This window comes from Treponema sp. C6A8, assembly GCF_000619925.1.
Taxonomy (GTDB): Bacteria; Spirochaetota; Spirochaetia; order Treponematales; family Treponemataceae; genus Treponema_D.
This window is the reverse complement of sequence record NZ_JHVB01000007.1, coordinates 1-12,238: the sequence shown is the minus strand read 5'-3', so window position 1 is coordinate 12,238 and position 12,238 is coordinate 1. Positions and strand designations below refer to the sequence as shown.

The following is a 12,238-nucleotide window of genomic DNA, read 5'->3' as shown; positions in this document are numbered from 1 at the left end:
CACATGTTCTGGGACAAAATATCTGGCTTATATGATTTATTTGAAAACATTTACAACAAAAAGGTCTACACCGGCACTGGAAAGAAAGTCGCCAAATATATAAACTCTGAGGACGAAGTACTGGAATGTGCCTGCGGAACCGGCGCAATCAGCATATATATAGTAGAAAAATGCAAAAATCTCATTGCAACTGATTTTGCAGAAGGAATGCTCAAACAGGCTTCAAAAAAGTGCCGACATTTCAAAAATGTAACTTTCCTGAAGGCTGACATCACAAAACTTGAGTTTACAGATGCATCTTTTGATAAAGTCGTTGCAGGAAACGTTATTCACCTTCTTCCAGAACCGGAAAAAGCTCTTGCAGAACTCAAGCGCGTCACAAAACCGGGCGGAACAATTATCATCCCGACATACATCAACATGTCAAAAGGAAGTGGTACTGCTGCCGTAAAGTTCATTGAGCTTCTGAGCGCAAACTTCAAACGCCAGTTCGATTTTGAATCTTACAAACAGTTCTTTGCAGATATGGGATATTCTAATGTCACTTATGAAGTTGTTGACGGCAGAATGCCTTGCGCCCTGGCTATCATTAAAAACTAAACCTGACTGACATCCAACCCTTTTTCCGCTATAATACCCTTATCTGCCACCGGGCAGGAATGTGCCGGGATCTTTCATCCCTATAACATTCAGCCACATCGTAAGGTCTTTGAAGATGGGCAATCTTTCTCAAAGGAGTCGCCCATGAATTACATCTGGCCGCTTTTAATCATTATTTTTTCAAACACACTTTATCAGATTTGCGCAAAGGGAATCCCTGAGCAGATGAACACTTATGCCAGCATGACAATCACTTATGCTGTGGCAACACTTTTTTCGGCAGCTGCCTTTTTTGTCACCACAAAAGGCGGGAATATCCTCAAAGAGTTTTCCCACTCCAACTGGGCCACAATCGTTCTTGGAATTGTGATTACTGGTCTTGAAGTGGGCTTCATCTTTGCTTACAAAGCAGGCTGGAAAGTCAGTACGCTGGCGATAGTTTCTAACGCGGCGCTGGCAGTCATCCTGATTTTTGTGGGGCTTATCGGCTATCATGAAGCAATCACCTGGAGTAAGGTTCTAGGTGTCGCAATCTGCCTTGTGGGACTTTATTTTATAAACAAATAGGAAAAATTATGTCAAAAGAAATCATATTCAAACAATGCAGCGAAAAAGATGTTGCTTTTCTTTCAGAAATCGGGGCGAAAACTTTTGAAGAAACCTTTGCCGCTGAAAACTCAAAAGAAGACATGGAAGAGTATCAGTATTCCAGCCCTTTCTTGGACTTGCATTCACTACAACAATTTTCTTTGTCATAATCCTCTTTCTTCTTATTCTTTCCATGCCAGACGCATTTTAAGAAAGTCCTTCATGTCCTTGTAAAAATCCATTGGCGGCGGAGTTATATTGATTTGTTTGAGAGCTTCCTGCACCAGAGGATTTTTGTAACAGCAGACTGCATTTGACGAAGCATAAAATAATACATCCAGCTGGATTTTGTAGGCCGCATCCTGCGTTGTGCCGAGCATCTGTGCAAGTCTGTCACGGAAGGAATAGGCCAAGTCGTAATATTTCTTTTTGAAAACCGCAAGCCGTTCTACCGTAACATTTGTTTCAATAACAGGGTTAAGATAGGAAACATAGCGCATATAATCCTGATTAGCATTTACAATCCCGGCCCATACTTCGGTAATAACATCTGGCGTAAAATTGTTACCTTCAGGAAAAGCCGAAAGCAGGGAGTTATAGTAGGCTGCCATTTTTTCTGCAGAGATTTCCAGAAAGATTTCTTCTTTTGTCGTAACGTATTTATAGAGGTTGGCTCGTGACCAGCCAAGTTTTTCAGCTATAGTAGTAAGGGTAATTTCAGAGTAAGGGCAAGTTGCAAAGAGTTCTGCAGTTGCCTCTTTTATTTGAGAAAGTCTTTCTTCTTTGTGTTCGTCGCTTCTTGCGCGGATGAACACTGCTTTTCTGTTTAAATCTGCCATAGCTAAAGAATAACACAGTAAAATATCTTTTGCAATAAGCAACTTTTTGTCACTAATATCGTATTTTAGTGTTGACAAGTCACCGATTATACCATACACTTAAGATAAGTGACACAACGTTACTAAAACACAAGGAGAATATTATGAATCCAAATCTTGCAAAAATAGACAGAACAAATGAACATTACACCTTTGAATTAGCTCCAGGAGTAAAACGAACAACCGTATCCTTCCGCAATCATTTTGGGATTGAACTGGCAGGAGACCTCTACAGCCCAGAGAATGTAGCATCTGCAGGAAATGCGGTCCTCGCAATCTCAGGACCTTTTGGAGCAGTAAAAGAACAGTCTTCTGGCTTTTATGCAAATCAGATGGCTTCCCGCGGTTACATAGCCCTGGCCTTTGATCCAAGCTACACAGGAGAATCTGGCGGAGAGCCCCGCTACATGAACAGTCCCGACATCAACACCGAAGATTTTATGGCAGCCGTAGATTTTCTTTCAACCCGCGACAACATTGACCCAGAAAAAATCGGCATCATAGGAATCTGCGGCTGGGGTGGAATGGCTCTTAACACAGCAGCAATCGACACACGAATTAAGGCAACTGTTGCAAGCACAATGTACGATATGAGCCGTGTTACAGCCAACGGATATTTTGACAGCGCAAATAATGCAGAAGCCAGGCACGAAGCCCGCAAGGCTCTTATGGCTCAGCGCATTGAAGATTTTAAGGCAGTGCAGGCTGGCGGTACTTATAAGCTTGGTGGCGGAGTTGTAGATCCTCTGCCGGAAGATGCTCCATATTTTGTAAAGGATTATTATGACTATTACAAAACTCCACGAGGTTATCACGAGCGAAGTCTGAATTCGAATGGTGGCTGGAATGTAACTGCTTCCACTTCCCTTTTGAACACAAAGCTTCTTGCCTATGCAGAAGAAATCCAGAGTGCCGTTATGGTTCTTCATGGCGAAAAAGCCCACTCACGTTATTTTGGTGAAGATGCCTTTAAGAAACTTACCGGCAGTAACAAGGAGCTGGTAATTATTCCTGGCGCAAGTCACACCGATTTATATGATGGCGGAAAAAACAATGCAATTCCTTTTGATAAGCTTGCAGAGTTTTTTGAAAAGTATTTGAAGTAAGGAGGGCGGAGCCCCGCCCTACGGCCGCACTTCGTTGCGTCCTACCCCACCCAGCGGGGGACACCACCTGCGATGTTTGCGTAGCAAACTCGGTTACAACGCCCCAAGGAGTTATAATGAGAAAATTAATTTCATATATACTAACAATACTTCTTTTTACATCAATCGCCTGCGCAAATGGAAGCAAGGAAACAAAGGCATCAAACAAAGGAGAACTTTCTGATATGAAAATCTCGATTCAAATTACAAGCGACAGTGGCAGCCACACGCTCGCCGCCACACTGGCCGACAATTCTTCTGCCATGGCGTTTTACGAGTTGCTGGAAAAAGGCCCTGTCACAATCAAAATGACCGACTACGGCAGCTTTGAAAAAGTCGGCTCCCTTGGTACAAGTCTTCCACGGAATGATAAACAGATTACAACCGCTGCCGGCGACATCATTTTGTATCAGGGAAATCAGATTACAATTTACTACGACACTAACAGCTGGAACTTTACCCGGCTTGGTAAGGTGGATGGCGTAACACAAGCTGAGCTCAAGAAGATTCTTGGAAAAGGCGACGTGACTGCTGTATTTGAAATATTGCGTTAGCGCTGGGAGCCCCTTGCCGACCGCAGGCTGAACTTGTTTCAGCCGAGGACGGTGAGCGTTAGCGAAGGGCGGACATAGCGAACCGAAGTGAATGAGCATAGCGAATGAACTGAGGGGAACGCCAAATCATAAATCAGGAGGAAACTTTTATGAAAAAACTTATTCTTACACTTTTACTCGGAGGCTTTATTATGACAGGTGCATTTGCAAAGACAGCATTCGTTTACTTCAGCGCCACAGGAACAACAGAACGCATGGCAAAGAATGCCGCTAAAGAAATGGGAGCTGATATTTTTGAAATCCAGCCGGTGCATAAATATACCGACGCTGACTTAGACTGGCATGACAAAAAATCACTTTCTTCAATTGAATGCAACGACCCAAAAAGCCGTCCTGCAATTGCAAATAAACTCGATATCTCAGGCTACGACACAGTTGTGGTTTGTTACCCTATCTGGTGGGCTTATGCCCCAAAAATTGTTTACACCTTTGTAGAAAGCCAGAACTGGTCGGGCAAAAAAATGATTACTCTTTGTACCAGTGGTGGCAGCAGTCTTGGTCGCAGCGGCAAAGATTTGTCTAAGTTTGCGAAGGGCGCAGACTTTAAGGGCGGCAAAGATTTTACCCGAGGCAGTGGCGCAGACGTTAAGAAGTATATTGAAGGTTTGTTGAAATAGGAGCAGAATAATGACAAGACCCCAGCGCTTAAGAATGACTATCGACATTACAATGACAATCCTCTCAATCATCCTCATGGGCGGAAACTATTTGTTCCCGGCAGACCTTGTTCACGAAATCTTAGGCGTGGGTCTTTTTGTCTTATGGGGCCTTCACATCGCGCTAAACCGTCGCTGGTACTCTGCTATCTTTCGCGGTAAATACAACCCCTACCGCGTAATGCAGACTATTATCAATTGCTGCATTTTGATTTGTACAATCTTTTTGATGATAAGCGGAATTATTCTTTCAAATCACATTTTTACATTTTTGAATATTCAGGGCGGACTGGGCTTTGCCCGCATTGCGCATCTACTTGCCAGCCACTGGTATTATCTGTTTATGTCGCTGCACATCGGACTGCATGTGGGGCGGCTCTTTCAGAATGCTACGGCAAAAATCATTCCGCGTATTATTATTGCCCTGATCTGCGCTTACGGCATTTATGCTTTTATCACCCGCGGAGTCTGGAAATATCTTATTCTCCAGCAGCAGTTTTTCTTCTTCGACCTGGAACGCGGCTACATTCTTTTTGCACTCGATTATATTTCTATTATCATTTTGTTTGCTACACTCTCTCACCTTTTGGCAAAAAAGATGTGACAGAGGTTTTAAAACAAAAAGTTGGTAAAGCTAAAAAATTGCTGCATCGCAATTTTATTTTAAGTCGCAGAGCTTACCGAGTTCCTTTGGAACTCGCGCTTTGCTATAGAACACCGCTCGCTCTGACCGGCGGGCTTACACAAGGAGTATTTTTGTGATTATCGAAAATCAAACTTTTGACCAGGAGAGAGCTTTCTATGGCCTTAAGGACCTTACTGTAAAAAACTGCCGTTTTGATGGACCTGCAGACGGTGAATCCGCTTTTAAGGAATGCCACAATATCGACGTGGCCGGCTGCTTTATGAATCTCCGCTACCCTTTCTGGCATGTAGAAAAAGCAAAAATTACTGATACAAGCTTTACCGAAAACTGCCGGGCCGCTCTCTGGTATGACAAAGATATTTGTATCGAAAACTGCAGGCTCGGTGGAATTAAGGCAATTCGTGAATGTGAAAATATCAGCCTTAAAAACTGCAGTGTTAATTCTCCGGAGTTTGCCTGGAAAAGTCAAAAGCTGACAATTGAAAATGTCACAATCGAAGAATCTGAATATCCCTTTTTTGAAATCAGTGATGCAAAAATTTCTGGTTTAAAAATGAAGGGAAAATATTCTTTTCAGTATGATGAAAACATCGAAATTACAGATTCAGAGCTGAATACAAAAGATGCCTTCTGGCACACAAAAAATGTCACCGTTAAAAACAGCATTGTAAAAAGCGAATACCTGGGCTGGTATTCAGAAAATCTCACTCTTATAAACTGCCGCATTATTGGAACTCAGCCTTTCTGCTACTGCAAAAATCTCGTGCTCAAAAACTGTACAATGGAAGAATGCGATCTTGCTTTCGAACGCAGCACCATTGATGTAGAAGTCAGCAGAAAAATCGACAGCATAAAAAATCCTCTCGCAGGCACAATTATAGCAGACTCTATCGGACAGATAATTATGGAAGAAGAAATCTGCGATAAATCAAAAACGCAGATTATATGCAAAGAATAAAATATCAGGAGAAATAAAATGGCAATTACAGTAAATCTTCGTTACACAGGAAAAAAGGGAGCGGCACAGGCCTTTGCACGCGAAATGCTTTCCAGCGGAACAGTTGAAAAAATCCGCGCGGAAAAAGGAAATCTGCGCTATGAATATTATCTGCCTTTCGGCGAAGAACCAACCGATAGCGATGACACCAGCGAAACCATCCTCTTAATCGACTCCTGGGAAAATCAGGAAGCAATCGATCTTCACCACGCAACACCAATGATGAAAACAATTGCTGAGCTTCGCGAAAAGTACGACCTGCACATGACCATCGAACGCTTTGTTTCTGATGATAATATTCCTGAACAGGATAAAGCTTTTATCAGAAACTAATAACTTAATGCATAATTCCAGAATTGAGTTTGACGACCCTCCAATTTGATTGCATATGTCCCCGGGTTACAGCCAAACTCCCGTCTGACATAATCGCTCACGGATATTCCTTTCAGTTCCTTAAAAATCCTATAGCAGTACCAGGGCGAATAACACGCAGTATTTGCCAGATCTGAAAGGTTAATTTCTTCCGTCTGGTGTGCTGCAATGTAATCCTGCATTTTCTGAACTACTACCTATTTCTCGACAAATGCCCTGATAGTTTCATTTATATGCTTCCTTTCTTTCTCTTCCTTTCCAACATCAAAAATACAATCCCGCACAAGGTAATCTGCACAAAAGTTGAAGACGGTGTTGCAAGACCGATTCTAAAAAGCGTTGGATTCACCGTGCGGCTCATCAAATATGAAACAGGAATTCGTACTCCGAACGCTCCAACGATTCCCTGAATCATAACAAAAGAAGTTTTTCCGCATCCGTTAAAATAGCCGATAAAGCAAAAAAGGAAAGAAACAAAAAGAGTGTCGATGGCGTAGGCCTTCAAATAAGAGTGGGCAGCTGCAATTACTTCCTTGTCTTTGGAGAAAATGGCAGCCAGAAGATTTCCGTGGAAGAAGGCGAAATAGCCCATAATCACACCACAAGCCAGAGAGGCCGCAATAGAATACAGCAATGCTTTTTTTGCTCGGTCATATTTTTCGGCTCCAATATTCTGGGCTACAAAGGCGCTCAAAGACTGAGAAAATGCAGAAGGAACAAGCATAATAAATCCGCAGACACGTTCTGCTACTCCTACACCCGCAGATGCAATCAAGCCAAGCCGGTTGATGATTGCCGCTATCACAAGGAAAGATACAGTAACAAGTCCGTCCTGTAAAGAAATTGGCGCACCAGTTTTGCAGACCAGAGTCACAAGATTTCCCTTCCAGCGGATATTCTTTTTTGAAAAAGTAAATGGAAGCCCTCTTTTTTTGGCAACAATCAGACAGAAAAGAACACTCAAAGCCTGTGCAATAACAGTAGCCAGAGCAGCCCCGCTGGAAGCCATGTGGAAAACGGCAACAAAAAGAAGATCACCAAAAATGTTAATTATACAGGCAACCAGAACAGTCAGGAGTGGAGTTTTTGAATCTCCCATTCCACGAAAAACTCCGCCCATCATATTGTAGGCAGTAATAAAAACCGTTCCTGCCGAACAGATATGAACATACATACAGGTTTTATCAAAGGCTTCCTTTGGAGTCTGCATAAGAAGAGCAAATGGTCGGGTGAGAAAAATCATCATTACAGTAACAACAAGGGCAAGAAAAGCAAAAAAGATTACGCTCGTTCCAACAATATCTGCAGCCAGTTCTTTTTTACCAGCCCCCAGAGCCTGTCCCATCTGAATGGTTGTACCCATAGCAAGACCAACGATTATAAAAGTGATAGTCTGCATCATCATTGTTCCAGTTGCAACCGCAGAAACATCAGCCGCATTTCCAAACTGACCTACAATCAGTAAATCAACCGCACCGTAAAAAGACTGTAAAAACAAAGCCCCAAGAACTGGAAGCGCAAAACGAAGAAGCCGGGGAGCAATTTTCCCGGAAGTAAACAAAGTTGTCTCAGCCATAAGTCCTCCAAAAACAAAAAAGGCTGGATAAAATTCAGGTATTTCAACCTGCACCTTATCCAGCCTGTCATTTCCATTTGAATGACACGCCCTCCGCGTGAGCAACATCATATTATATAATCTGATGAAAAAAATCAACGACGGGTATCTTCATTCATTGCACTTCTCGTTTTAATTATATGTGATGTTCCCGTATTATTTCCTCAACTACTTCAACAGCTGCTTGAATCGCAGGCACAGTGACTGCTGTCACAAGAAGTTGCACCACAACAGTCAGACTCACAACCGCATCCGCAGTCGCATGAATCGCAGGTGCTTCCTTTTATGGCTTTGACGCTTCGGCCCATTTCAGAGAGCATCTTGATGTCACCCTTGATGGTGCTTCCGCTTGTGGTGAGCATGTTGCCTGTGATTGTCGCGCTCGCTCCGCTCAGGAATGCTTTTTTGCCGTTTTCTGAAAGGAGTTTTCGGCCGGCTGCCAGGCGGATGTTTGCCTCGGGATTGATGAAGCGGAACATTGCGATTGTGCGTAAAATTTCTTCTTCGGTAAGAGGCGTGTTTTTTTCAAGTGGGGTGCCTGGAATTGCCATGAGGGCGTTGATTGGAATTGAGCGCACTTTTAGCTCTGAAAGGGAAATGGCCATGTCCAGCCTGTCTTCAAAAGTTTCTCCCATGCCGATGATTCCGCCGGAGCAGACGCAGAAGCCTTCTTCCTGGGCAATTTTGATTGTCTCGATTTTCATATCGTAAGTGTGGCTTGTACAGATGTTGGGAAAGTTACGTCTGGAAGTTTCGATATTGTGATGATAGCTTGTAACTCCGGCTTTACGCAGGCGTTTGAACTGATCGCGGGTTATGAAACCCATTGAAGTACAGAGATTAATAGAAAGCTCTTTGTTCATCCTCTCGAATGCGTGGATTGCCTTGTCAAAATCTTCACCTGAAAGTGACTTTCCAGCGGTGACTATTGCAAAACGGTTTACACCCTCGTCCTGATTTGCTTTTGCTGCCTGAATGATTTTTTCCTCATCCAAAAAACTGTATTCTTCGCAGGCTGTGTGATTGTGGGCGCTTTGGGCACAGAATTTGCAGTTTTCACCGCATCGACCGCTTCTGGCATTAATAATGGTGCACAAATCTACATTTTCGCCCTTAAAATGCTCGCGAATTTTGTCTGCACAAGCTGTAAGTTCATCAAGATTGCAGTCCTTGAAAAAGGAAAGGTCGTCATTCCGTGTAAGACGGAAGCCTGATATGATTTTTGAAGAAAGTTCGCATAAATTCATTGTCGTGTACCTCTAAAACACAGACAGTTTAGCGAAAAACTTTTTTATTGTAAACCTTTACAACTATTTCAAGGTTGACAATTATTTATTATCATGAATTGTAATCGACATCCCGCCCTAAAGTAAAAGCCCCTGATAAATCTCCAGATCCTTATTTCCAAAAACATTGAAGACAACCTTCTTCACGCTGGAAGCTGGATTTTCTGACAGCCACTTTTCTACAGTTTCTACTGCAATCTGGGCAGCAAGATCAGCAGGAAATCTGAATACTCCGGTTGAAATACAGCAGAAAGCGACCGATTCAAGCTGATTTTGAGACGCAGTTTCAAGGCAGTTTTTGTAGCAGTTTTCAAGAAGAAGTTTTTCGCGGGGTCCCACGCTTGTGTAAATAATGGGGCCAACAGTATGAAGCACATAACGACTTGGAAGATTAAAGGCCGGGGTGATTTTGCAAAGTCCGGTTCCTTCTTCGTGGCCCTGCTTCTGCATCAGCTCGTTACAGACAAGCCGTAGCTGAATGCCTGCATAGGTGTGGATACAGTTGTCGATGCAGATGTGAAGCGGCGCAAAACATCCAAGCAAAGCAGAGTTTGCAGCATTAACAATTGCATCAACTTTTAGAGTGGTGATGTCGCCCTGCCAGAGGTAAAGTTTTGGGTTCCTTTTTGTCTGGCTTAAATCCGCAATATCCGTAATCCCCCGCTCTTTATTAACCTGCTGCAGATATTCATCCTGTATTCTCAAAAAGTCTTCGCTAATGGAATATGGGCCACGGATATTCATCAAAGCCCGGAGTATATCGCGCTGACTTTTTTCATCATCAGGAATCACAAAGCCGCCTTCATTTCCGGGCACAAGACCCAGCTTAAAGCCTGCACTTCCCTTATCTTCTTTGAGGAGTTCTGTTATCAAATATGTGCGTCGTATGAAACCAGTGCTTATTTTCTCTTTTTCTTTTCAGTTTTGGTTTGTTCGCTATTTTCTGTTTCTGTCTGAGATTCAGCCTTTGAAGAAAGTGTGATTTTCTGATAAGCGTCTTTTTTATCGTTAGGGTGGGGTTCAATTCCTATGATTGTAATATCATTTTTATCCGGACCATATACCCAGAAGATTCTTCCGGCTGCGGGTTTGTGATTTTCCAGATATGATTCCCAAACTTTCTGGTCGTAGCGTTTTGTTAAAGCTTCTATATCGTGAGTGCAAAGGCCTGGATAGCGAGGATCATTGCTTAGTTTTGAAAAACAGCTTACTAAAAGCTTGAAGAGTTTGAGCTCATTTTTAGTTGCCGTCTGCTCTTTATATTTTTTCTCAAGATTTTCCCACAGTTCCTGCATCTGGGGAATACCCATTCGGATTTTATACATTATAAGGGTTCCTCATATGCAGAAAAATCTATAGGATCTCCGGCTTTTCCGGCTTTGAAGTTTTTCATGCTTTCATCCATCATAGAAAGAGTGTTTTGTGATACTTCAAATGGTTTTGTGAGTTCGCGAGGTTCCAGGAGGATTCGTCCATCAGGATATTCTTCAACATGATAATAATCGTATGAAGCAGATCTGAGAGTTATTCTTCTTTTTGAGTCCAATTTTGAATCATAAGATCTTACTGCTAATGCTGGCATATAAACCTCCTGAGTAAGGCCGCTGGTCGGCTAGTTGCGTTTTGTGGGATATCCCACTTAATAATATATGGGATATGAGCTAGAAAATCAAGTATTTTGTGGTATCGCCTTCATTTTTCTCATCTGGCTTTCTTGGGTTTCTTTTCCGGAAGTTCAGCATACATACCTTCCAGAAGTTCCAGAATCAGAGACTTATCATCAAAACTATCAAATACATGCATCAGTGTTTTCGAACCTTCATACGGATAACGCAGTTCGGAATCTGCAAGCAGTCTGTCCGATGTCGGTGTTCTCTTCAAAAACAGCTCATCGCCGCAAATGTCACCTATCAGTTTTCCTTTAAAATATACAAGGTATCCGCCCATCATAGATTTTATGACAATCTCGCCTGCTTCAGAAAAACAATCGCGGACATATTCATTAAATTCATTCATCATAATTATCGCTCCATAAAAAACTCAACCTGTTCTCCAAGCGGGCCGTAACAGAAAGCCATGCGGATTGGGTAAGGCGGATTTGAAGGGATAACTTTATCATTCGGTTCTATAAAAAACTCGTAGCCGGCAGCCTTCACCTTAGCCGAAATCTCATCAACATCATCAGTAAGAAGCGCCATATGTCGGATTGCACCAAGGCAGTGAGTTCCATCGGCATTTGTGAAAATCTCGAGCAAGCCATTGCCTGTATCAATCATCATCCCCTCTGCCCACTCGCGTATTACTTTCAAACCAAGAAGCTCAATATAAAATTCTCGAACCTTAGCAAGCTCTTCCGCCGTTCCGCATTTCATTGAAATATGATGTATGCCTTTAATCATTTTTTAACTACCACTTATATTCCATTTCTTTACAACGGCTGCAGGCATCTTCAAAACCAAGTTTTTTATACAGTGGATATCCCATTGGAGCAGCCTTAAGTTCGAGGAAATCAAGATTTTGAGTTTTGCCAAAATCCATAATCTGATATGTTGTGCCTTTGTCAATAGAGAATAAAAAAATGGAAGTAGCAGGCAGAAACTAACCGGCATTTGACCATTCTGATATACGTGGATTCGGCAAAGCCTTACCTACAGGTCAATGGACCGCCTGAAAGTACTTTCTGTCTGTTGACGGGCATATCAAAATCTTTTCAGATCTGACGCCCACAAATTAGCTCGAAGATTACTTATTATCCATAAATTCCTCTGCTACTTCCAAAATAACCAAAATTAATTAAACTGATGCCCTTGAAATATTATTAGTCATCATTCCCCAGATAAA

General features: G+C 42.4%; 18 protein-coding genes. 9 read left to right on the top strand and 9 right to left on the bottom strand.

Translation table 11 applies throughout. The features are described 5' to 3' along the window. The first annotated feature begins 3 nt into the window (after positions 1-3). The 3 genes from T530_RS0106940 (at position 4) to T530_RS0106930 (ending at position 1,358) form a co-directional block, all read left to right on the top strand. Complete coding sequence (locus tag T530_RS0106940; RefSeq protein ID WP_027728386.1) at positions 4-600, top strand: class I SAM-dependent methyltransferase; 597 nt, start codon at positions 4-6, stop codon at positions 598-600. Positions 601-744: 144 nt separating this feature from the next. Then, the gene (locus T530_RS0106935) at positions 745-1,167 is read left to right on the top strand and encodes an EamA family transporter (RefSeq protein ID WP_027728385.1); all 423 of its coding nucleotides are present in this window, start codon (positions 745-747) and stop codon (positions 1,165-1,167) included. Between the two features lie 8 nt (positions 1,168-1,175). Beyond that, a complete protein-coding gene (locus tag T530_RS0106930; protein WP_027728384.1) occupies positions 1,176-1,358 on the top strand; it encodes a hypothetical protein in 183 nt (60 codons plus the stop codon). Between the two features lie 12 nt (positions 1,359-1,370). Here the strand turns inward: T530_RS0106930 and T530_RS0106925 are convergent, their stop codons facing one another. Beyond that, positions 1,371-2,027 (bottom strand): TetR/AcrR family transcriptional regulator, encoded by a 657-nt coding sequence (locus T530_RS0106925; RefSeq protein WP_038074061.1) that lies wholly within the window; start codon positions 2,025-2,027, stop codon positions 1,371-1,373. 143 nt (positions 2,028-2,170) lie between these two features. Between T530_RS0106925 and T530_RS0106920 the strand changes: the two genes are divergently transcribed. From T530_RS0106920 to T530_RS0106895, 6 genes are all read left to right on the top strand, one after another. After that, positions 2,171-3,172, top strand: a complete 1,002-nt coding sequence (locus tag T530_RS0106920) for an alpha/beta hydrolase (protein WP_051537879.1) — start codon at positions 2,171-2,173, stop codon at positions 3,170-3,172. Between the two features lie 116 nt (positions 3,173-3,288). After that, on the top strand, positions 3,289-3,765 hold the full coding sequence (locus T530_RS0106915; RefSeq protein WP_252507359.1) for a cyclophilin-like fold protein: 477 nt from the start codon (positions 3,289-3,291) through the stop codon (positions 3,763-3,765). Positions 3,766-3,914: 149 nt separating this feature from the next. Further along, positions 3,915-4,442, top strand: coding sequence for a flavodoxin (locus T530_RS0106910; RefSeq protein WP_027728380.1), 528 nt, complete (start codon positions 3,915-3,917; stop codon positions 4,440-4,442). A gap of 10 nt (positions 4,443-4,452) precedes the next feature. Then, on the top strand, positions 4,453-5,085 hold the full coding sequence (locus T530_RS0106905; protein ID WP_027728379.1) for a DUF4405 domain-containing protein: 633 nt from the start codon (positions 4,453-4,455) through the stop codon (positions 5,083-5,085). A 154-nt stretch (positions 5,086-5,239) separates the two neighbouring features. Then, positions 5,240-6,085, top strand: a complete 846-nt coding sequence (locus T530_RS0106900) for a DUF3737 family protein (protein ID WP_027728378.1) — start codon at positions 5,240-5,242, stop codon at positions 6,083-6,085. 18 nt (positions 6,086-6,103) lie between these two features. Beyond that, entirely contained in the window at positions 6,104-6,457 is a 354-nt protein-coding gene (locus tag T530_RS0106895; RefSeq protein ID WP_027728377.1) for a putative quinol monooxygenase, read from the top strand. Positions 6,458-6,725: 268 nt separating this feature from the next. Here the strand turns inward: T530_RS0106895 and T530_RS0106885 are convergent, their stop codons facing one another. The 8 genes from T530_RS0106885 to T530_RS15305 all read right to left on the bottom strand — a co-directional run bounded on the left by T530_RS0106885 (position 6,726) and on the right by T530_RS15305 (position 11,935). Next, positions 6,726-8,072, bottom strand: coding sequence for an MATE family efflux transporter (locus T530_RS0106885; protein WP_027728375.1), 1,347 nt, complete (start codon positions 8,070-8,072; stop codon positions 6,726-6,728). A gap of 212 nt (positions 8,073-8,284) precedes the next feature. Continuing rightward, entirely contained in the window at positions 8,285-9,358 is a 1,074-nt protein-coding gene (bioB, locus tag T530_RS13815) for a biotin synthase BioB (RefSeq protein WP_081773688.1), read from the bottom strand. A gap of 117 nt (positions 9,359-9,475) precedes the next feature. Continuing rightward, complete coding sequence (locus T530_RS0106875) at positions 9,476-10,285, bottom strand: protein-ADP-ribose hydrolase (RefSeq protein ID WP_156011575.1); 810 nt, start codon at positions 10,283-10,285, stop codon at positions 9,476-9,478. Positions 10,286-10,296: 11 nt separating this feature from the next. Next, positions 10,297-10,722, bottom strand: coding sequence for a hypothetical protein (locus T530_RS13810; protein ID WP_051537878.1), 426 nt, complete (start codon positions 10,720-10,722; stop codon positions 10,297-10,299). Next, entirely contained in the window at positions 10,722-10,979 is a 258-nt protein-coding gene (locus tag T530_RS0106865; protein WP_027728373.1) for a hypothetical protein, read from the bottom strand. Before T530_RS0106865 ends, T530_RS13810 begins: the two co-directional genes overlap by 1 nt. Before the next feature lie 119 nt (positions 10,980-11,098). After that, a complete protein-coding gene (locus T530_RS0106860) occupies positions 11,099-11,416 on the bottom strand; it encodes a TfoX/Sxy family protein (protein WP_252507358.1) in 318 nt (105 codons plus the stop codon). A gap of 2 nt (positions 11,417-11,418) precedes the next feature. Beyond that, on the bottom strand, positions 11,419-11,796 hold the full coding sequence (locus T530_RS0106855; RefSeq protein WP_027728371.1) for a VOC family protein: 378 nt from the start codon (positions 11,794-11,796) through the stop codon (positions 11,419-11,421). Between the two features lie 7 nt (positions 11,797-11,803). Next, on the bottom strand, positions 11,804-11,935 hold the full coding sequence (locus T530_RS15305) for a hypothetical protein (protein ID WP_256380937.1): 132 nt from the start codon (positions 11,933-11,935) through the stop codon (positions 11,804-11,806). Positions 11,936-12,238: the final 303 nt, after the last annotated feature.

Bases quoted from the DNA above. Each gene is read 5' to 3' on its own strand.
- T530_RS0106905 (WP_027728379.1), top strand. From the start codon at position 4,453: ATGACAAGACCCCAGCGCTTAAGAATGACTATCGACATTACAATGACA.
- T530_RS0106915 (WP_252507359.1), top strand. From the start codon at position 3,289: ATGAGAAAATTAATTTCATATATACTAACAATACTTCTTTTTACATCA.
- T530_RS0106910 (WP_027728380.1), top strand. From the start codon at position 3,915: ATGAAAAAACTTATTCTTACACTTTTACTCGGAGGCTTTATTATGACA.
- T530_RS0106865 (WP_027728373.1), bottom strand. From the start codon at position 10,979: ATGCCAGCATTAGCAGTAAGATCTTATGATTCAAAATTGGACTCAAAA.
- T530_RS0106885 (WP_027728375.1), bottom strand. From the start codon at position 8,072: ATGGCTGAGACAACTTTGTTTACTTCCGGGAAAATTGCTCCCCGGCTT.
- T530_RS0106940 (WP_027728386.1), top strand. From the start codon at position 4: ATGTTCTGGGACAAAATATCTGGCTTATATGATTTATTTGAAAACATT.
- T530_RS0106925 (WP_038074061.1), bottom strand. From the start codon at position 2,027: ATGGCAGATTTAAACAGAAAAGCAGTGTTCATCCGCGCAAGAAGCGAC.
- T530_RS15305 (WP_256380937.1), bottom strand. From the start codon at position 11,935: ATGGATTTTGGCAAAACTCAAAATCTTGATTTCCTCGAACTTAAGGCT.
- T530_RS0106930 (WP_027728384.1), top strand. From the start codon at position 1,176: ATGTCAAAAGAAATCATATTCAAACAATGCAGCGAAAAAGATGTTGCT.
- T530_RS0106935 (WP_027728385.1), top strand. From the start codon at position 745: ATGAATTACATCTGGCCGCTTTTAATCATTATTTTTTCAAACACACTT.
- T530_RS13810 (WP_051537878.1), bottom strand. From the start codon at position 10,722: ATGTATAAAATCCGAATGGGTATTCCCCAGATGCAGGAACTGTGGGAA.
- bioB (WP_081773688.1), bottom strand. From the start codon at position 9,358: ATGAATTTATGCGAACTTTCTTCAAAAATCATATCAGGCTTCCGTCTT.
- T530_RS0106895 (WP_027728377.1), top strand. From the start codon at position 6,104: ATGGCAATTACAGTAAATCTTCGTTACACAGGAAAAAAGGGAGCGGCA.
- T530_RS0106920 (WP_051537879.1), top strand. From the start codon at position 2,171: ATGAATCCAAATCTTGCAAAAATAGACAGAACAAATGAACATTACACC.
- T530_RS0106860 (WP_252507358.1), bottom strand. From the start codon at position 11,416: ATGATGAATGAATTTAATGAATATGTCCGCGATTGTTTTTCTGAAGCA.
- T530_RS0106855 (WP_027728371.1), bottom strand. From the start codon at position 11,796: ATGATTAAAGGCATACATCATATTTCAATGAAATGCGGAACGGCGGAA.